The 20,267-nt window shown below is 42.4% G+C and carries 14 protein-coding genes; 7 read left to right on the plus strand and 7 right to left on the minus strand.

Translation table 11 applies throughout. The annotated features are described in order from the left end of the window. Positions 1-2: 2 nt before the first annotated feature. Positions 3-1,178, plus strand: a complete 1,176-nt coding sequence (locus tag J8L85_RS04270; RefSeq protein ID WP_211014874.1) for an alanine--glyoxylate aminotransferase family protein — start codon at positions 3-5, stop codon at positions 1,176-1,178. Between the two features lie 88 nt (positions 1,179-1,266). Here the strand turns inward: J8L85_RS04270 and menE are convergent, their stop codons facing one another. Genes menE through J8L85_RS04295 form a run of 5 tightly spaced genes read right to left on the minus strand, consistent with a single transcriptional unit; the run spans position 1,267 to position 8,721 of the window. Continuing rightward, positions 1,267-2,760 carry an o-succinylbenzoate--CoA ligase gene (menE, locus tag J8L85_RS04275; RefSeq protein ID WP_211014876.1) on the minus strand — a complete coding sequence of 498 codons (1,494 nt, stop codon included), beginning with the start codon at positions 2,758-2,760 and terminating at the stop codon, positions 1,267-1,269. A gap of 17 nt (positions 2,761-2,777) precedes the next feature. After that, positions 2,778-3,764, minus strand: coding sequence for a ketoacyl-ACP synthase III (locus J8L85_RS04280; RefSeq protein ID WP_211014878.1), 987 nt, complete (start codon positions 3,762-3,764; stop codon positions 2,778-2,780). A 21-nt stretch (positions 3,765-3,785) separates the two neighbouring features. After that, a complete protein-coding gene (locus J8L85_RS04285; RefSeq protein ID WP_211014880.1) occupies positions 3,786-6,242 on the minus strand; it encodes a TonB-dependent receptor in 2,457 nt (818 codons plus the stop codon). Positions 6,243-6,302: 60 nt separating this feature from the next. Continuing rightward, positions 6,303-7,229, minus strand: a complete 927-nt coding sequence (locus J8L85_RS04290; RefSeq protein WP_211014883.1) for an alpha/beta hydrolase — start codon at positions 7,227-7,229, stop codon at positions 6,303-6,305. Then, complete coding sequence (locus tag J8L85_RS04295; RefSeq protein WP_211014884.1) at positions 7,219-8,721, minus strand: sodium:solute symporter; 1,503 nt, start codon at positions 8,719-8,721, stop codon at positions 7,219-7,221. The genes J8L85_RS04290 and J8L85_RS04295 overlap by 11 nt, the downstream gene beginning before the upstream one ends. 481 nt (positions 8,722-9,202) lie before the next feature. On the opposite strand from J8L85_RS04295, the gene J8L85_RS04300 reads away from it, so the two are divergent. Further along, a complete protein-coding gene (locus J8L85_RS04300; protein ID WP_211014886.1) occupies positions 9,203-9,940 on the plus strand; it encodes a beta-ketoacyl-ACP reductase in 738 nt (245 codons plus the stop codon). Beyond that, complete coding sequence (locus J8L85_RS04305; RefSeq protein ID WP_211014888.1) at positions 9,940-11,328, plus strand: hypothetical protein; 1,389 nt, start codon at positions 9,940-9,942, stop codon at positions 11,326-11,328. Before J8L85_RS04300 ends, J8L85_RS04305 begins: the two co-directional genes overlap by 1 nt. 55 nt (positions 11,329-11,383) lie before the next feature. Here the strand turns inward: J8L85_RS04305 and J8L85_RS04310 are convergent, their stop codons facing one another. Next, entirely contained in the window at positions 11,384-12,100 is a 717-nt protein-coding gene (locus tag J8L85_RS04310) for a ribonuclease activity regulator RraA (protein WP_211014890.1), read from the minus strand. 184 nt (positions 12,101-12,284) lie between these two features. Between J8L85_RS04310 and J8L85_RS04315 the strand changes: the two genes are divergently transcribed. The 4 genes from J8L85_RS04315 to J8L85_RS04330 are packed head-to-tail and all read left to right on the plus strand — an operon-like array spanning position 12,285 to position 18,540. Further along, complete coding sequence (locus J8L85_RS04315) at positions 12,285-14,615, plus strand: chondroitinase-B domain-containing protein (RefSeq protein WP_211014892.1); 2,331 nt, start codon at positions 12,285-12,287, stop codon at positions 14,613-14,615. A 2-nt stretch (positions 14,616-14,617) separates the two neighbouring features. After that, a complete protein-coding gene (locus tag J8L85_RS04320) occupies positions 14,618-16,873 on the plus strand; it encodes a heparinase II/III family protein (RefSeq protein ID WP_348771722.1) in 2,256 nt (751 codons plus the stop codon). Between the two features lie 8 nt (positions 16,874-16,881). Then, positions 16,882-17,232, plus strand: a complete 351-nt coding sequence (locus J8L85_RS04325) for a cupin domain-containing protein (protein WP_211014894.1) — start codon at positions 16,882-16,884, stop codon at positions 17,230-17,232. 57 nt (positions 17,233-17,289) lie between these two features. Next, positions 17,290-18,540, plus strand: a complete 1,251-nt coding sequence (locus tag J8L85_RS04330) for an Nramp family divalent metal transporter (protein WP_211014896.1) — start codon at positions 17,290-17,292, stop codon at positions 18,538-18,540. Between the two features lie 16 nt (positions 18,541-18,556). Here J8L85_RS04330 and J8L85_RS04335 read toward each other — a convergent pair whose 3' ends face one another. Beyond that, a complete protein-coding gene (locus tag J8L85_RS04335; RefSeq protein WP_211014898.1) occupies positions 18,557-19,651 on the minus strand; it encodes a type I phosphomannose isomerase catalytic subunit in 1,095 nt (364 codons plus the stop codon). Positions 19,652-20,267: the final 616 nt, after the last annotated feature.

Here is a 20,267-nt window from a genome sequence, read left to right on the forward strand (position 1 = left end):
ATATGAAACATAGAAAATTACTGATGATTCCGGGGCCTATAGAATTTGAACCGGAAGTTCTACGGGCTATGGGAGTAGCAACTACCAGTCATGTAGCACCTAATTTTATAGAGGTTTTTGGAAATAGTCTCGAGTTGATGAAGAAAATATGGAAGGCTCCAAATGGTCAGCCTTTTATAGTTGCGGGAAGCGGTACGTTGGCCATGGATATGGCAGCGGCCAACCTGATAGAAAACGGAGATGCTGCTTTGGTGGTTTCAACCGGATATTTTGGGGAACGCTTTCAGGATATTTTGGAACGTTATGGTGCTAGCACCACTCTATTAAAGGCTCCTATAGGAGAAGTGGTGAGTTTAGAGGCTATAGAAAAAGAGCTTAAACAAAAGCCGTATAAAATGATGGTTTTTACCCATGTAGATACCTCTACAGGGGTTTTGGTAGACCCCGAACCTATGGCCCAATTGGCACAAAAATATAATGTTATAAGTGTTATGGACGGTGTTTGCTCGGTCGGGGGAGAAGATATTAAGCAAGAAAAGTGGGGTATAGATATTGTTCTCACGGGATCTCAAAAAGCCATTGGTGTTCCACCAGGTCTTGCATTGTTGGTTGCTTCCCAAAAAGCTATGGAGGTATGGAAAAATAGGAAAACACCGGTGTTCAACTACTATGCGGATTGGAACAATTGGTTACCTGTTATGCAGGCCTACGAAGAAAGACGCCCCTCCTATTTTGCGACACCTGCCGTTAACTTGATCTTGGCCTTGGAAACAAGCTTAAAAATTTTGGATTACGAAGGTATGGGCAACAGGGTGAAAAGGCATCAAAATTTGGCTCGGGCATTTAGAGAAGCTTTAAAGGCTTTAGATTTGACGATCTTGCCCAAAACACCATCCATAGCGGCCAATACCTTAACAGCGGCATACTATCCCAAAGATATAAATGCAGCAGCGCTACGTAGTAGAATGGCCGAGAACAATGTAATCATTGCCGGAGGGCTGTTGCCCGAAATAAAAACCACTTATTTTAGGGTAGGTCATATGGGCTCGGTCTCCGCAAATGATCTAGTAGCGGTGTTAAGTGCCTTAGAGCGTGCTTTGGCAGAGCTAGACTATTCTTTTAAACCAGGGGAAAGTCTACAAGCATTTCAAAATGCGATTTTACGATCTGGAAATTAAAACAATAGCTACGTATATGATGTTTTGCTAATGCGAATCTAGGTTGAAAAAATCCCCGACGCTTGTCGGGGATATATATTTTAATGAACTATGGGGTGGGTTGTTGTTTTAGGAAGTCGGACTTGATTTTTTTACGGTCCAGTTTGCCCGTTTCGTTCTTGGGGATGTTTCCCACAAAATAAAATTCGGAGGGAATCTTAAACTTGGCCAAATGCGTTTTGCAAAAGCTTTTAAGCTCCTCTTTGTCGGGCTCGGGCTCCGCTACCAGAAAGGCCACTCCGCATTCGCCCCATTTTTTATGGGGCACGGCGATCACCACGGCTTCCCGTATGTTCGGGTGCTGTAGCAAGGCCCGCTCTACCTCGGCGGGGTACACGTTTTCGCCTCCGCTGATGTACATGTTCTTCTTGCGGTCCATAATATAGATAAAGCCCTCATCGTCCATTCTTCCAATGTCACCGGTACGTAGCCAATGGTCTATTTTTGCCGCTTTGGTGGTTTCGGGATTCTTCCAATATCCGGGCATGACCATGGGGCCGCCGATCAATATTTCACCGGGGGTATCGGTAGGGGCGTCGTTTCCGTCTTCCCCTAAAATCCTTACATCTACATAAAAATTGGGCTTACCGATAGAACCTTGTTTTCTATGGGCATCGTCTTGATGCAAAGAGGTCAGGTTGGGGCCGGCTTCCGTAAGTCCGTAGCCCTGTCTGATAGGTACGTTTTTACGGTGGAAGGTTTCGATAAGGTTCAAAGGCATACTTTCCCCGCCTACTACAATATAGTGGAGGCAGCTTATATCGGCCCTTGTAAATTCCGGTAGTTCGGCCATCATTTTTAACATGGTGGGCACGGCCATAAACAAGTCTAACCGTTCCTCGACGATACAGTTGAGCACTGCCAGGGCATCAAATTTTTTGAACATGATCACCGTACCGCCCCGATGCAGCACGGGCGTTAAAAGCACGTTCCAACCGCCGGTATGGAAGAGCGGCATGCAGTTGAGGGTAACGGTGTCGTTATTGATCAATAGGCTCTGGGTGGTGTTTATACTGTTCCAAAAAAGCATTTTATGGGTATAAAGAATGCCCTTGGGAAGCCCCGTAGTGCCACTGGTGTACAGTATAAATAGGGGAGCGTCTTCGGTGAGTTTCGGTTCGCTTGCCCGGGGAGCCCTCTTTCCTATAAAATGATATACGGATGCGAGGTCTTGGAACTTGGTCTGTACATTGAGGTCGTCATGCGCCACACAACCATCGGTATAGGCCAGTTTGCACTGCGAGTCGCTCAAAAGCGCCTCAATTTCCTTGGGTGCCAATCTAAAATTTATGGGTACCAAGATGATGCCCGTCTTTTGGGCGACGGCAAAAAGAATCACCTGTGCCAGGTGGTTTTCGGCAATAATCGCCACCCGATCGCCCATGGCCATTTGGTAATCCTCCCGTAGGTGTTGTGCCAAGGCATTGGCCGCCGTATCTATTTCTTTATACGTGAGGCTCCTGCCCGAAACGGGATCCTTGACCGCCGTTTTATTAGGGTGGTAGTCCGCCCACTTGTTAAACCAATCAAAGGTATTGAACATAGGTATTCTAGGTATTCTTATAGTATAAATGCATTTGCCGCAAAGGCCAGTCCTCCTCCAGATCCGATAAAAAACAGGGTGTCGTCCTCTTTTACCTTTTGCTGTTCCCATGCCTCGTGAAAGGCCATCGGTATACAGGCCGAACCCGTATAGCCGTAGTGGTGCATCACGGTGTGGGCCTTGTTCTGGTCCACATCCAAGATACGAAGGGTTTCTTTAATCGCATTGATATTGATCTGGGTAATAAAAAATTGATCTACTTCCTTTATACCGACATTCATATTGCCGGCAAGCTCTTTGGCCAGGCCGCTCCACATTTGAGGATTCAGCTCGGGCGGAAATTTTTTTACGAACTTCAGTTTGTGGTCGTTTTGCTGTAGCACCTCGTCCGATATCGGTTTTTTGGTGCCTCCGCCATAAATACCCATCCAATCGGTATACTGCCCTTGCGAGATGAGCTTTCCGGTTTGGTGACCCTTGTGTTTCTCTTCCGTAGCCGTAAGTACCACGGCCCCGGCGCCATCGGCAAAGAGGGTGACGGTCTTCTTGTCCGTCTTGTTTAAATATTTGCTCATGGCATAGGCCCCCACCACCAGTACGTTGTTTACCGATCCGCTACGGATGTAATGGGTGGCCGTTTCTGTGGCCGTCACAAAACCTGCACAGGCGGCATTTAGGTCAAAAGTACCTGCGTTTTTGGCCCCCAACCGATGTTGCAATACTGCGGCCGTTGATGGGGAAATGTATTCCGGGGTATCGGTGGCTACGATGATCAGGTCGATATCGTACGGATTCAGTCCTGCATTTTTCAGGGCTTCCGCTGCGGCACCATGGCACAGGTCGGCGGTAGATTCGTTCTCTTGGCACCATCTACGTTCGTAAATCTGCACGTTTTCACGTAACCAGGTATCCACATCCTCGCCCAAAAGCTCGTTAAAATAGGCATTGGGGAGTATTTGATCGGGAACGTACATTCCCGAAGCAATGATCTTTGCGTTCTTCATAAATCTTATTTGTAAGGGTCTTTAATCCAGATGAATTTTTGTTTCCAGAACATAGAGTCCGCGTGTGGGAGGTGCAGCGGTAAACTCGCGCAGCTCGTTGTTGAACAGGTTGGTGGCCGCCAAGGAAACGGTAACCTTGTCGCTTACCCTATACCCGATATTCAGGTCCATGGTAACAAATCCGCCCAAGGGACCGTAGTTATAGGCATCTCCACTAGGCGCATCCTCCACAATGGGAACCCCTCTATAGGTCATTCCCGGAAGGGTCTCGGAAGCGATCTGGAAACTGGAGAAGTAATTGTATTTCTGTACCGCTCTTCCGAAAACAGAGCCAAAAAAACGAGAACCGTAATAGTTGATGCCGAGTCCGCCCTTGTTTTTTGGTGCATTGACCAAGAAATCGAGGAAGTTCACCTCGCCATCGTTGTTAAAATCGTTCTCCATATTGTCCTCATCATAAGAGTAATCGAAATAGGAATAGTTGGCCGTCATACTCCATTCCGGAGAAAAGGAATAGGTAAGGCTAAGGTCGGCCCCGTAGGTGTTCACTTCCCCAAAATTGATATAGGTAGCCACCAACCCATTATACACTCCATAGGCGGCCTGCACCTCTTCAATAGGGGTATCGCCGCGTTGGGTAGTAACGCCCACAACGGTAACGGGACTCAAAAAGTCTTTGTTTATATTGTAATAGGCATTGACATCGGCATACAATTTATTGGCAAGGGTACCTCGGTAGCCTATTTCATAGGTACTCACCTTTTCTACATCCTGGGGGTCTACCTTCGAACCATCGGCCAGGGTAAAACCTTCCGCGTTACCTAGAATAAGGCCTCCAAAAAGGTTGCCGTACATATTTAAGATCGTTGGGGCGGCGATACCTTGCCCGTAAGTAAGTCTAAAACTTCCTTTTTCCAGCTCTTTTGAAATACCGAGCTTGGGAATAAAGTTGGTGCCGTAGATCTCATGGTTGTCTACACGTGCGGCGCCCAAGGCCTTGAATCCGCTTCCAAAATCATAGGTCAGGTGCAGGTAGCCACCCAACTGTGAAACATCGATGGAGTCGTCTTCGTTCTCGTCCAAAAGATAGGTCCCCAAGCTATTGGCCATATCCTTTTGGTATTGTACTCCCGTAATCAGGTCCAATTTTTCGAACAAGGTATTGCTGTACTGTACTTCGGCGTTCCATCGTTTTGAATCGTCCTTAAAACGGGCACCGCTGAGATAGGAAAACTCACCTGCCGCTTCCTCGGGACTCAACCCAGAATCGATGCCTACGTAGTATTGCTTTGTACGGTCGTCTATGGAATAGGTGTCATCGGTCTTACTGGTGGTGAAATAGGTCTGCGCAAAAAAGTTCTTGGTGTTGAACCGTAGTTGGAACACATTGATGCGCCAATCTATGATCTGGTTTCTACCTACATTGGTAGGAGAAAGGTAGGTACTGTTGCTATGGCCGTAGGTAGCGATAAGGTCGGTACCGGCCTTTGGCGTAAAATAGGCACTTGCCTCGGTCTTAAAGAATTCGACATTGTTGTCGAGCTCAAATTCTTCATAAGCTTCTTTAACGCCATCCATTCCCGGACTTCCATCGGCCAATTTACGGTCTATGTAAACCGAATCCGCATAGTGGAATTCCTTGGCCTTGGTGTATTCACCAGTAGCCTTGAAGGCCCATTTATCGTTGAACTTTTTAGCGAATCGCAATCTTCCCGAATAGTAGGCATCACCATCTCCGGTGACACCAAGGTTACCTGCAACCGTCAGTCCTTCGTGTTTACGTGGATCTTTGGTAATGGTATGAATGAGTCCGTTATGGGCATTGGGACCGTAAAGCGTGGCATTCGGACCCAAGATAAGTTCTACCTGCTCGGTATCTTCCTTGATGGTGGTGGTCAAAGGCCCCATGGGAAGCCCCGTAGCGATCAAGGACGAAAAGCGATTGTCTACGACCTGAAGGTTCTTGGAGTTGAAATTGGAATTAAAACCACGAATATTAAAGGCCGGTGCGGCGATACCCGCCCTAAAATAATCGACCCCTTTTTTGCGGGCCAGCAGCTCTGCGGGGTTACCGGCATAACGTTCTATTTCACGGGCTCCGATGGTAATTACGGTGGCGGTGGAACTGGTTAGTTTTTCCGCCTTTTTTGATCCGGAATACACCACTACCTCGTCGAGAAAGCTACCAGGGGACAGTACAAAATCTATGGTGGTGGTCCCCGAGATATCCACGTTTTTTGAGGACGCCGAAAAACCGACGTACGAAGCCTCGAGCAAGACCTTTCCCGTAGGCAGTGAAAGTTCGTAGTTACCATCCATATCGGCAGTGGTTCCCACCCCGAGTTCAATGGCATATACGGTGGCACCCGATAAACCTATGCCCTCCTCATCGGTGACCTTTCCGGTAACCGTGACTTCTTGTGCGTTCAGGGCTATACAGCCTACAAAGAACAGCATCATTACAGCTAAATGTTTCATTTTCGTTTGGTTTTATGAGTTAATTGATTTTAAATTTTGTTGTTGTATTTCTGTTTTAGATTACTTGCCATCTATTGTTTCGATAATACAGGTGTTTACGGCATCACTTTGGTCCCAGAGCACAAAATGCCCGGCTTCGTCCAACTGTTGTATTCTAATTTTTGGATAATCTATGCGTAGTTTTTCTAAGAGGTCATCCAAGCTAAGTTGGGGATGAAGTATCTTGTTCGGTATCAGCATGTCGTTCTTGCCATAAATGACCTGTATAGGTACCTTTATATCCGCTATCTTATCGTATACCGGTTCGGCTAGCATGGCATGGATACTCCGTACTACGGTAGATACATAGGTCTTATATTTTTCGGTGTCCTTTTTGATTTCGAACCGATCATTGACCATAAATTGAGCATCATCGGGAACCTTCGCTCCATAAAAATTGATATTGAAGTTTTGTTGGATCTGTGCGTCGGTCAGGTTCAGGTAGAGCTGATTGTTGACCACGGCTTGAAACCAGTTTTTGTCGTCTTGGCTAAATTGCTCGAGTCCGGCAGGAGCCAACAACACCATGTTTTTTAACCAGTCGGGCTGTTGTGAGGCAGCCAATTGCATGGCTATTTGTCCCCCCATGGAATGCCCTACAAGCGTTACCCGCTCCCATTTTTTTAGGGTGATGAATTCTGAAACAACCTTGGCGTAATTGTCCATTCCCGGTACAAAGTCTCCTAGCTTGGTGTTTCCAAAACCGGGAAGGTCCAAGGCGACCACCTTTGCTTTTTCCGACAAGGCCGGAATGTTCTTTTGATAGGCCTTGGCGTTGCTGCCCAACCCATGGATCAAGACCACGGTATGGTCTCCAGTGCCGGCTTCATGGTAACTTAGGGTGATATTACTGGTTGGCAACAATAGTTCCGATGACTTTATTTCTTGGCTCATAAGCGTAGAAAGGGTTAGAAAAATGAGGGACGAAAACAAATACTTAACTTTCATGGGACATGGTTTTCATAGGTTTGACTAGATAAATGGCCGTGCCCACCGCCGTAGACACCATCAAGGCAATAGCCGATGCGATGGCGGGGTTTTTTACCGTGGCCCCTTCCATATAGGGCGTCAGTTCCAGATAATAGATACCAAAATGGACGACTACCGCCACAATAGAGGAAACAATGGGGATATATCTGTTGGTGGTCTTTGTAAAAATGCCGAAAAACACGGGTACAAAGGCGGCCGAGAAAAAGGCATATACCCCATTTTGTGCAAAAATGCCCACACTTAAACTGGGGTTTACCAATTGCCCGTAAGAGAGTATAATGGCCGCGACCGCTACCAAAAAGGTGATGACCCAATTGATGTGGATAGCGTTGACGTTTTTTTTGTATTTGCCCACGATGGGCATGATCAGATCGTTGGTCAAAGTGGTGGGGATGGACTGTATCAGCCCTTCCAAAGTAGAGAGTCCCGCTGCGATGAGTCCTAAAATAACCAGGATACCCACATAGATAGGGAAACGGTCTACCACGTAGGCGGGAATGATGCCGTCCATACTTAATAATTGCCCACCGTCCATAAGATCGGGAAAATTAAGGCGGGCGTAAAATCCTGTTATCACTACCGAAAAGAAGATGACCAACAGCAAGATCGAATAGATCAAAAAGCGATTTACCTGTTTGTCATTTTTAATAAGCAGCGATTTGGTCAAAATATGGGGCTGACAGACAATGGCGATACCAACGATGGCATTGCATACGACCACTTCAAAGAAATCGCGAAAAAGGGGGCTTGACTCATTAAAGGTTTTGGTCAGGTTGGGATCTATATCGTTCAACCTAGAAAGTATCGACTCACCACCACCTGTAAAAAAGTATTCCGCCCCCGAACCCAACAACAATACGGCTACAATGATCATCATGATGGCTTGCAGGGAATTGGTGTAGACCATAGAGTTGGCTCCACCGGCCAACATATAGGAAAACACCACGGCCACCAGAATAATTAAAATGGTAAGCTCATCGGCAGACACTGCCTTGGCGATCACTTTGGTGATCCCAACACAGATCAATACAATAAACGTTATCAAAAGGGTACTTAAAAGTCCGAAAAACAATTTTAGAAAAGGGGACCCGTAACGTTTGCCCACCCAATCGGCAATGGTCAGCGATTTTACGTTAATGCCGTACTGGCGGAACCTTTTCATTAGTACGATTAGGGCCACAAAAATGGCCAAGGGCATTACCACTCCAAAGGCTAGATAGGCACTTAGGCCGTACAACGAAATAAAACCCGGGTTGATGATAAATGTGGCCGCACTGGTCAAAGAAGCCGCCAATGAAAGGGCCACCGAGAACGAAGAAAACGATTTACTGCCCAAAGCATAGGTTTCTATACTTTCGTCCTTTATTCTTGACTTTATGACCAAATAACATAATACAGCCAAAAATGCCAGCAGTGATATAAGTGTTATTTGAGGATAATATTCGTTCATTCGTAATTTATCAATATGTTTTTTGAGTAATTCTTATTTTGTGTTCGACTAAATATAGAAACAAAGAATTTTAGTATGAATGTTTATTTTTAAAATTTATGAGGTAGACTTTTTTAATTAATAAATGTGAGTAGATGCTTTTTTGTGGCTATAAAAATGAATTTTCATCAAGGAATTAATAATGGTAAGATTCTTTGTAATCCCTATGTTTATTGATATTAATCATAAAAAAACAAATGAATTATGAGATTTTAAAAAAATGATTTAAAAATTACTATGAAGAGATATGTATTAAAATTAAGGATGTATGCTTCTAAATTCAATAAAAAGTCAATATCTTATAATTAATATATAATTGACTGAATTTAAAGTAATTATTATTTTTAATTGTGATTAAAAGTATTTAGTCGATATTATATAATTGAATTTTTATAATTTTATCTTGTAAATAAAACGATAGCTTTGGCCTAAAACATACAAGATGAAGAGATTAAAGGACAAAGTTGCCGTAGTTACCGGAGGGGCCAACGGCATAGGAAAGATAACCGTTGAGAAATTTTTAAAAGAAGGCGCCAAGGTCGTCTGTTGGGACATCAACCAAGATGCAGGAGAAAAATTGATGGCGGAACACAAGGGAGAAAACTTAAAGTTTCAACAGGTAAACACGGTAAATAGATCCGAGGTGGACGAAGCCGTATCGAGTATTGTCAAAACATATGGTGGCATTGACATCTTGATCAACAATGCGGGTATAACAAGGGACGCTACCTTGCGGAAAATGACCCAAGAGCAATGGCAATCGGTATTGGATGTCAACCTAACCGGGGTGTTTAATTGCACACAGGCCATATCGGAACACATGGTAGAAAAGGGCAGTGGAAAGATCGTCAGTGCATCTTCGGTAGTGGGACTATATGGTAACTTCGGACAAAGCAACTATGTAGCCACAAAGAGCGGCGTTATTGGCCTTACCAAGGTATGGGCGCGTGAATTGGGTCGTAAGGGCATCAATGTAAATGCTGTGGCACCGGGATTCATCGCTACCGAAATGGTAGAGACCATTCCCGAAAAAGTAATCAAGGACCTGGAATCAAAAACTCCCTTGGGTCGTTTAGGAAAACCGGAAGATATTGCCGATGCCTATGTATTTCTATCATCGGAAGAGGCAAGCTTTATCAATGGGGCCACCTTGAGCGTTGACGGGGGACTTGTAATGTAATGAAACTGAAAAAATTTTCGAAGTTTGTCGACTCACTTTTACCCCATGAGGTACTGTTGTTGGAGCGTTGTGCCCAATTTCAGGATGTGGACCGCATCGAAATTTTTGAAACCGTAAGGCACAATGTTCTTACCAATGCTAAAAAGAAGGCGTTTTCGCTGAGTTGCGACAAGCGAAAATATTCGCATATGATGAACTGGATGCAGGCCCGTTTAGACGAGCATTGCACCGACAACTACTACGAAAGCCTTAACTATTTCGACAACAAGATAAAGACCGATGCCCTTTCGTCTGAAGAGGAACGGATATTGTTGAAGCTCATTAAAAACTACGAGCCCCACCATTTTCATTTTATCCGTTTTTATGAAGTGGTCAAAAACTACTTGAACTTTCTGTTGGTACGGGTTCGGCTGAACGATTATGAGCTGATCAACAAGTTTGTGCATAATTACCACGACGACTATATACGGAGTAAAAATATTGGTGATAGAATGACCCAGGCCACTTCCGATATCGTCACCGATTACCATAGCGGGCGCCTTACCCAAAATTCGCTTAAATGGTCCCCGTGGCTGGAACGCCTGTTTCGAGACGAATCCATCGACGGATTCAACCGTTATCAAACCTTGATTCTTTTGTCGTACCTCGCCCTTTTAAAGAACGATCTATTGGAACCTGCCATTGGGTATTACGATCAGCTCGAGGCAAAATTAAAGGACGGGTCGTACTACTCCAGAAAGCTATTGCTCAATTTTTACGGCAATCGGCAGTTGATTCTAATGAAACTGCACAAATACGACCAAGCCTTGTACTATGGCCGCTTGTCGATCAGTGAACAAGGGCACGATTACATCATGTACCTTAATAATTACTGCTTTAATCTACTAAAGTTGGAAAGGGCAAAAGAAGCCTTGCAATTACTAAAGGATGCCCTTCCCTTTGCCCGACAAATGTCGAACAAATACAACAAATCGCTCTTTATCTCTTCTTTGGTGAAGTGCTATAATGACAACGGACAGTTTAAAAATGCACGGCAGTACGCCGAAAACCAACTGGTTCAGTATGAAAAGGACATCCTGGAACACAATTGGAACAAATTTTTTAGGACCTATCTGGAAACCCTCTTGCATCTGGGCGATTACAAGCACGCAAAGAAGACCATAAAGCGCTACGGACTTTTAGATCGGGAGAGTGCCGAGCTCAAGGCTTATGCTGGCTTCCCTTACTTTAAATGGTTCATGACCCTGATCGATTTTAAGCAGGGAAACATCAACGGGGTGCGATTTAGGAAACTGATCCTGAGGGAAAGGGAGCATTTGACCCATTCGCAGAACATACGACCTTCCGAAAGTGTAATGGTATTACTGGAGGATGCGTTAAAGGAATGATATTTAAGTCTTAAACAATAAGAAAGCTAAAAAAGAAACAGACTCTACGCCAATATTATTCTTTGGTTTTTTTCCAAGCTTCGAACTTTTCTTTGGTCTCATTATTGGTTAGAGGGTAGAGGCCGATAATAGTTTCACCTTTTTGTACGCTTTCCATGACAAATTCCTCGAAGAGGGTCATTTGTAGGCATTCGTCCGCGACATCATCGGCCATATGGGCCGGAATTACCATAACGCCATCGTCATCACCTATTATAATATCACCAGGAAAAACAGCTACGTCACCACAACCTATGGGGTCATTTATGGCTATGGCATGGTGAAGGGTAAGATTGGTGGGTGCAGAAGGTCTGTTGTGATATGAGTTGAAGTCCAACGCGGCAATCTCGGCAGCATCCCTAAAACCACCGTCGGTAACTATGCCTGCAACTCCACGGACCATTAATCTTGTAATTAAAATAGATCCTGCAGAAGCTGCTCTGGCATTCTGTCGACTATCGATCACCATTACGGCACCAGGTGGACATTGTTCTACGGCTACCCGTTGTAAGTGCTTAGGGTCTTTAAAAACTTCTATTGGGTTTAAGTCTTCCCTTGCCGGGATGTAACGTAAGGTATAGGCCTCACCGACCATGGTAGGTCTTCCTGATTTTAACGGACGTACATTTTGTACAAATTGATTTTTAAGCCCTCTCTTAAAAAGACAGGTAGCAACCGTTGCGGTACTAACTTTTTTTAGTTTCTCTTTTGTAGTCATTGTTGTGTCGTTCATGGTAAATGTTCCAATCCTTTTGATCAGGGGTTAATGGCGTAAAATTTTAAAAAAGACAGGATTTTTAGGATCTTTTATTTTTTAAACCTGCTTTGTAAGTATATCTCAGTTTTATGTTAAAAATTTGGAGGTTTTACAAATATATGTATTTTTGGTAAACCAAACTGGTTAACCAATTGACAATATGAAGCAAATATCATCTCTTTTATCGCTTACTTTTCTTTTGATAATATTTTCATGTTCAACCGAGCCTACGCTGGATACCGTTAAGAACGTGGCCGAATTTGAAGAGCGATTGAAAACGGTACGCCCTGGTGACAGTATTGTATTGGCCAATGGAATATGGTCAGATTCAGAATTGCTGTTCGAGGCGAAAGGAACAGCGGATAAGCCAATTACCTTGACCGTAGAGGAAAAAGGTAAGGTCATTTTCGAGGGGGCATCCAATTTAAGAATCGCAGGAGAACATTTGATCGTGAAAGGTCTGGTCTTTAAAAATGGTTATACACCTACCACCGAAGTCATATCATTTAAAAAAGACAATGAGACCTTGGCATACAATTCTAGATTAACGGAATGTGTGATAGATGGTTTTACCAATCCAGAACGTCATGAGCCGGACACGTGGGTGGCCCTTTATGGTAAAAACAATAGGGTAGACCATAATCATTTGGTTGGCAAGACCAATAGGGGGGTGACTATGATCGTTAGGTTAAATTCTGAAGAGAGCCAAGAAAATCATCATCGTATAGATCATAATTATTTTGGCCCGCGCTCTACTTTGGGTTCTAACGGTGGAGAGACCCTACGTATCGGTACCAGTCATTATTCGAGAACAAATTCTTATACGGTTGTAGAGGTAAATTATTTTGATAGGTGTAATGGGGAGCTAGAGACCGTGTCCAACAAGTCTTGTTCCAATACATACAAAAACAATGTTTTCTATGAATGTAAGGGTACCCTTACCCTGCGCCATGGAAACCGAAACATTGTAGATAGCAATGCACTAATTGGAAATGGAGTGCCAAATACAGGTGGTTTGCGCGTAATAAACGGGCAACAGACAGTTACGAACAACTATGCCTTTGGGCTTACCGGGATTCGTTTTAGTGGGGCTTTGGTCGTAATGAACGGAATCTTTAATTCGCCGATCAATAGATACGACCAGGTAAAAGACGCCATTATTAAAAACAATACGTTTATTGATAGTGACCATATACAACTTGGGGCCGGGGCTGACGAAGAAAGAAACGCTCCACCGGATAACTCCGTAATGGCAGACAATATTTTTTATAACGAAAACAAGGATGATGTTTTTACCGCCTATACGAATATTAGCGGTATCAAGTTTGAGAACAATTTGATCAGTCCCAATATTCAACCTATTGCTAAAGAAGGGTTTAGGCCATTGCAATTGAGTTTTGTTAAAAATGAGCAAGGTTTTATGGTGCCTGCGGATACTACCCTGAACGTTGGCGCTAAAATAAGCCCCTCTATTGCGACCAAAGAGAATACCGGGGTATCTTGGTATTCAAAGGATGATGGAAAAGCAACTTTGTCCTCGGGGAAAACAATTAAGGTCAAGGCCGGACTTAACTCTCTGGTCGATGCCGTAAAGAAATCATCGCCAGGAGATATTCTAGAATTGGGAGATGAGGTCTATAGCTCAACAAAAACGATTGCCATAAAACACCCTTTAACGTTTAGGGGTGTCGGAGAGGGTAAATCTAAATTGCTTTTTGAAAAAAAATCACTTTTTGAAATTAACAATGGAGGAAGCCTTAAGTTGGAGAATTTGATATTTGATGGTAAAAATTCACCTGATCGTACCGGTAATTCGGTAATTACCACTAGTAAATACTCGATGAACAAAAACTATAAATTGTTCGTAGAAAACTGTGATTTTGTCGATTTGGACGTAAACCACTCCTATGATGCGATTCGTGTATACAAAAATACGTTTGCAGATACTATAAGCATTACCAACTCGCGCTTTAAAAATATTACCGGAAACATTATGGCCTTAGATGCCGAAACCGATGATATAGGTATATATAATGCCGAATATGTAATCATGAAAAACAACAGTTTTAGTGATGTTGGAGGTGCCGCACTTCGTCTTTATAGGGGCGGAAAAGATGAAAGCACCTTTGGGCCATTCTTAGAAATGGAACACAATGTATTCGATAATGTGGGGCAGGACAAAAGAAACAGGTATGATGCTACCGTATCATTATACGGTGTTCAAAAGATTGCCATAAAAAATAATATCTTTAAAGATAGCAAAGCTGTAAACATGCATTTGGTAGTGGGTGAACCCATTGTTAATGTAAAAAATAACGCTTTAAGCAATACCCCAAAACTTACTGTTACGGGCGATCAAAAATATACCGTTGAAAACCAATGGGAGCTTGCTCCAAAATTCTCTGATAGTATTTACTATACTTTAAGTGCAGATTCCCCTTTAAGAGGAAAAGCTACTGATGGGTCGGATTTAGGCTTAATAAAAAAATAACTATGGGTATGTTAAGATATGTAAGAGGAGTGGTATTGGCAGGTTGTCTACTACTAATTTCTAACCAAATATGTTCACAAGAGCATCCAAGCTTGGTACTTACCAAAGAGGGAGTGCAAAAAATAAGGGCAGAATTGGGTAATGTGCCTTTGTTCGATGCCTCTTTAAAAAAGCTCAAAGAAGAGGTGGATGCTGAAATTGCCTTAGGGATAGATACTCCTATACCTAAAGATTTTTCTGGTGGCTATACCCATGAGCGTCACAAAAAAAACTTCGTTATTCTTCAAAAGGCAGGCGTGCTTTTTCAAATTTTGGAAGACGAAAAATATGCACATTACATTAAGGACATGTTGTTTCAATATGAAGGCATGTACAAAGATCTGCCATTGCACCCTAAAGAAAGGTCGTATGCCAGGGGGAAACTTTTTTGGCAGTGCTTAAACGACTCCAATTGGTTGGTTTATGTTAGTCAGGCCTATGATTGTATTTACGATTGGCTTACAAAAAAAGAGCGTAAACAATTAGAGAAAAACCTCTTAAGGCCTTTTGCGGATTTTATATCGATAGAAAACCCTCAGTTTTATAATCGTGTGCACAACCATAGCACATGGGGGAATGCAGCGGTAGGTATGATCGGTCTGGTAATGGACGATGACGAATTAGTAGATCGTGCGTTATACGGTATCGAAGATGATGGATTAGAAATCGGCGGTAAGGATAATGATGGGGGAACCATTAAGATCGAAGGGCAAAAATCTGGGTTTTTGGCAAATGTAGACGAGCCCTTTTCTCCAGATGGTTATTATACCGAAGGCCCATATTATCAGCGTTACGCCATGTATCCATTTTTAATCTTTGCACAGGCATTACACAATGTTCGTCCAGACGTTAAGATTTTTGAGTACAAAGACAGTGTGTTATTGAAATCGGTTAAAACCTTGATCGACCTCTCGGATGCGGATGGTGAATTTTTTGCCTTGAACGATGGTCAGAAAGGTATGTCGTACGCCTCCAACCAAGTTGTAAGTGCCGTAGATATTGCCTATAATTTTGGAGGTAAAGACCCTCAGTTCTTAAGCATTGCCGAAAAACAGGGACAAGTCTTGCTAGATGATTCCGGATTGGCGGTAGCCATGGGTATACGGGATGGAAAAGCAAAACCTTTTATAAAAGAATCTGTAAACCTGACCGATGGTAGCGATGGCAAGCAAGGAGGGGTCGGCATTCTTAGGTATGGAAACGAAGATTTGACCTTGGTCTTTAAATATGCCGCACAAGGTCTAAGCCATGGGCATTATGACAAGTTATCCTTTTCAATGTTCGAAAAAGGTGATGAGCTTTTGCAAGATTATGGTCTGGCCAGGTTCGTTAACATTGGACAAAAAGGAGGGGGCAATTATCTAAAGGAGAACACCACCTGGGCAAAACAGTCGATTGCACATAATACCCTTGTACAAAACGAGACATCGCATTTTAAGGGAGAATATGAAATTGGGAGCCAACATCATTCCGAACTCTATTTTTTTGATGCCTCCAACAAAGAAGTACAAGTGGTAAGTGCTAAAGAAAAAAGTGCCTATCCCGGTACGGAAATGCATAGAACCATGGCTATGATAAAATGGCCTCATTTCAAAAAACCATTCGTTTTGGATATAATGAAGGTAAATTCAGAAAAAGAAAATCAATATGATCTTCCCTTTTATTTTCTGGGGCAGGTGATAGAGGCTAATTTTGAATACAAAGCCCCCACGATGTTACATGCGTTGGGAAAAGAAAATGGATATCAGCATTTGTGGCTGGAAGGCAAGGGTGTGCCGACATTGGACAATGCTAAATTGTTATGGTTGAACCAAGGAAAATTCTATTCTTTGACCACTACCGTGAACAATATGGACGAATTATTGTTTACAAGAATAGGCGCCAACGACCCCCAATTTAATCTAAGAAGGGATGCAGCCCTTATGATCCGAAGAAAAAATACGGCAAATACTGTTTTTGTCTCGGTCATAGAGCCACACGGAAGCTATAGCCCGGTATCTGAACTGGCTTTGGATTCGAACAGTAATATTGCCCATATTGAAGTCCTTTTTGATGACGATAACTATACGGCAGTGTCAATAGAGGGTGTAGGTGGCCACAAAGCACTTTTTATCCTTTCAAATAGAGAGGCTTTAAAAACCGAAGAACATAAATTACAAATAAACGATAAGGAGTATCAATGGAATGGTCCTTTTTATTATATCATTACAAATAAATAGATAAGAATATGGCAAAATTTGAACCAAGTAAGGAATTTATTTTAGACCAAGACCTAGAGTGGGAAACGGTAGGAGAAGGTGTAAAGAGAAAGATTATGGGGTATGACGACAACATTATGTTGGTAAAGGTACATTTTCGGGAAGGAGGAATCGGTTATAAGCACGAGCACTATCATTCTCAGGTCACTTATGTAGAAAGTGGAGAGTTTGAATTTTCTATCGGAGAACAGACAAAAGTCGTCAAAGGAGGAGATACGGTGTATATTCCGCCTCATGTATTACATGGTGCCATTTGTACGAAAGAAGGAATTTTGATAGATGTATTTAGCCCCATACGAGAAGATTTTATGGAAAAGTGATTATGAAATGAACATCATCTTCAATAACTAATAATTAAAAAAGCAGGGCCTTTTAATATGGGATCTATTGATACATCGCGTCTGGGAAGATTAAAAAAAGGTCTCAAAAATTTTGGTCCTGCTTTTTTTATAATTGGTTATGTCGTAGGTACGGGCAGTGTTACCTCTATGGTGGTATCGGGGGCCAAATACGGGCTGAGTCTTTCATGGGCATTGTTGTTATCTTGCTTCTTTACTTACTTTTTGTTAGTGGCGATCAGTAAATTGACCATCGTATCGGGGCATACCCTGATGTTCAATTTTAAAAAGACCTTCGGGAAACCACTGACCATTTTTATAATATTGGCATTGCTGGTATCCATTGTTTCATCATGTATTGGTGTTATGGGTGTGGTAGCCGAGGTAACTATGGAATGGATTTCTGTAAAAACCTCCATTTCTTTTCTTAACGGCCCAATAGTTTCCATTTTTTTTATTGCGATTTTAATTGGTCTTTTTTGGACCGGCAAGCATGCGAATTTTATAAAGGCCATGAGTATAATGGTCGGTTTTATGGCGTTGGCCTTTATAATAACAAGCTTTATGGTGGTAAAGGAAGCAGGGACTTCGATAGCCGAGTTTTTTCCTGAATTGCCAAAAGGTGATAACAATGGGTTGGTAATTGCCGGAATAGTAGGTACGACCATGGCTGGGGTGTGTTTGGCCTCGCGCAGTATTTTGGTTCAGGAACAGCATTGGGGCCTAAAAGATTTAAAGACAGAAAATAAAGATGCCATGTCATCGATGGTGATGACCTTTTTTATTAGTCTGGCCATTATGATCAGTGCAACGGGAACCCTTTATTTTCAGGGTAAACCTGTAGACGATGCGACGGATATGATGCATGCATTGGGGCCATGGGCGGGAGATTTTGCCCTTACCTTGTTCACACTTGGAATTATCGGTGCAGGACTGTCCTCCATTTTTCCCAACCTATTATTGTTTCCTTGGTTGGTGGCAGATTATACGGGTACGGAACGGAACATGAAAAAACCACTTTATAAACTTATTGTGGTATTGGTGGCCCTGTCTGGTTTGATCGTTCCTGTTTTGGGGGGTAAACCCGTTTGGATATTAATTGCCTCTCAGGCATTAAGTCCGTTTGTAATGCCCTTGATAACCTTGTTTTTGTTGATATTACTTAATAAAGACGATATTATGAAAGAGCATAAGATTACCTTATGGATGAATTTGGCGCTCGGCGCTACCTTTATATTCAATTGCTATATGTTGTACGTTGCCTTAAAGGGGTTTATGGATTTTATATAAAACAAAAACATTTGTATTAACTTGGTGGGTAGCACAATAGTATTTTTGAAGCCAGTTCAGATTTAAAGACAACTTCATCAATGGCAGCTGAAAAGAAAATTTCATCTCCTTGTTTAAAAGTGTATTCTTTTCCTCCACACATGATACTGCCTTCCCCGAAGTAGATAACGGCCACAAAAAAACTGCCGTTCGCTTTTGCGGTATATTCGCCGTCTAGATCAAGCTCTTTTAGCCCAAAACAGTCCGTATGGGTTTCGTTAAAGATAGATTTAAGAGTGAAATAATTGGAAGATGCTATAGTTACCGGTTCCACTTTCCATCGTTTTAATGCTTCCTCATAAGAGCAGCCATCGTAATGAAAACAGTTCAACATATTTTTTTCTCCTACCCCTTGATGAATCAATTCATCAGAAATTTCCAATCCGGCAGGGGTGATTTTTTCAACACGCATGGTGTAATCGGTAGGTTCCTGTACTTCCATTAAAAAGCAGCCACTACCAATGGCATGTGGTACACCTCCATAGATCATATAGGCGTCTCCCGGGTTTACTTCTATCTTATGTAGGCAATGTAGCATACCATCGATATCTTGGTCTATAAACAGAGATTCCCATTGCTCTTTGGTTACCCCTTCCTTGAACCCCATGTAAATAACGCTTTTTTCACCATTGATCTCGCGTTTGTTCAATACGTACCATGATTCTGTCTTGCCAAAGGCAGAATTGAGCATGGTGCGCGCGTATTCTTTATCTGGGTGTACTTGTATCGTCAACCTTTCCTTAGAATCGAGCATCTTGATCAATACACCGGTGGTTCCAAATTTGTCGGCCAGTTTTTTGCCTAGATAAAGTTCTTTGTTGGATGCTACCAATTCTTTAAGCGAATAGGAGCCATTGGGTGTCTCTACAAGTGAAAGCCCCTCGTTTTTAGGTCTTCCCTTGCCTCTAGCCGTCACTGTAGACATGATCCATTCTTCTGGCATACTGCCATCAACTTCGGGGGTGTCTTTCTTCCATTTATCTATTAGTGCCCCGCCCTCGTATGTTCGCCAAACCCTATTTGAAAATTGCTTTAAGGGAATATGGGCGTATTGCTCTAAATCACTCTTCATTATTTTATGTTTATGGATCTTTAAATAGTGTTGGAAATTAATGAAAATCAAATCATTGGGTTGATTAAAAGTCATTAAAAGCCAAAAAAATGTTGAAAATCTGGTGCGGAAAATCGGTCAAATTTAGAAATAATAGGATGATTTTAAGGGTAAATAGGACAAATAAATAGGCCAAATAGAAAAAAACCGAAAATAATTATTCCGTTAACAAGTTACGATATCCCTAATATTTTAAGGCTTTGTGAGTCTTATTGTCAAAAAACACCCCGTCAAAAATTGTTAAACTGCAATTTTCTCTTTTTTTAACGAAAAAATAACATATATTTGGTAAACCAAATTGGTTAACCAGTATGGAAAACCAATTCGGGTAATAAGTATCAAGTAATATTAATTATAAAAACAATCTATGAAATGTTGAAATAGGGTATAAAAAAAAGGACGGGTGCACGCCCATCCTTTTAGAATCATTACTTCATTCTGAAGGGAAGTAATACTAAAACATGTAAACATTGCTATTTACACATTTCCTACAAAAATAGGGTTTTCATTCAACTTAAATGAAAAGGTGTGATTAGTAAATTGAAGATTATGGTGTGATGATAGCAATCACATTAGT

It is taken from the genome of Maribacter sp. MMG018 (genome assembly GCF_018100785.1).
Lineage (GTDB): Bacteria > Bacteroidota > Bacteroidia > Flavobacteriales > Flavobacteriaceae > Maribacter.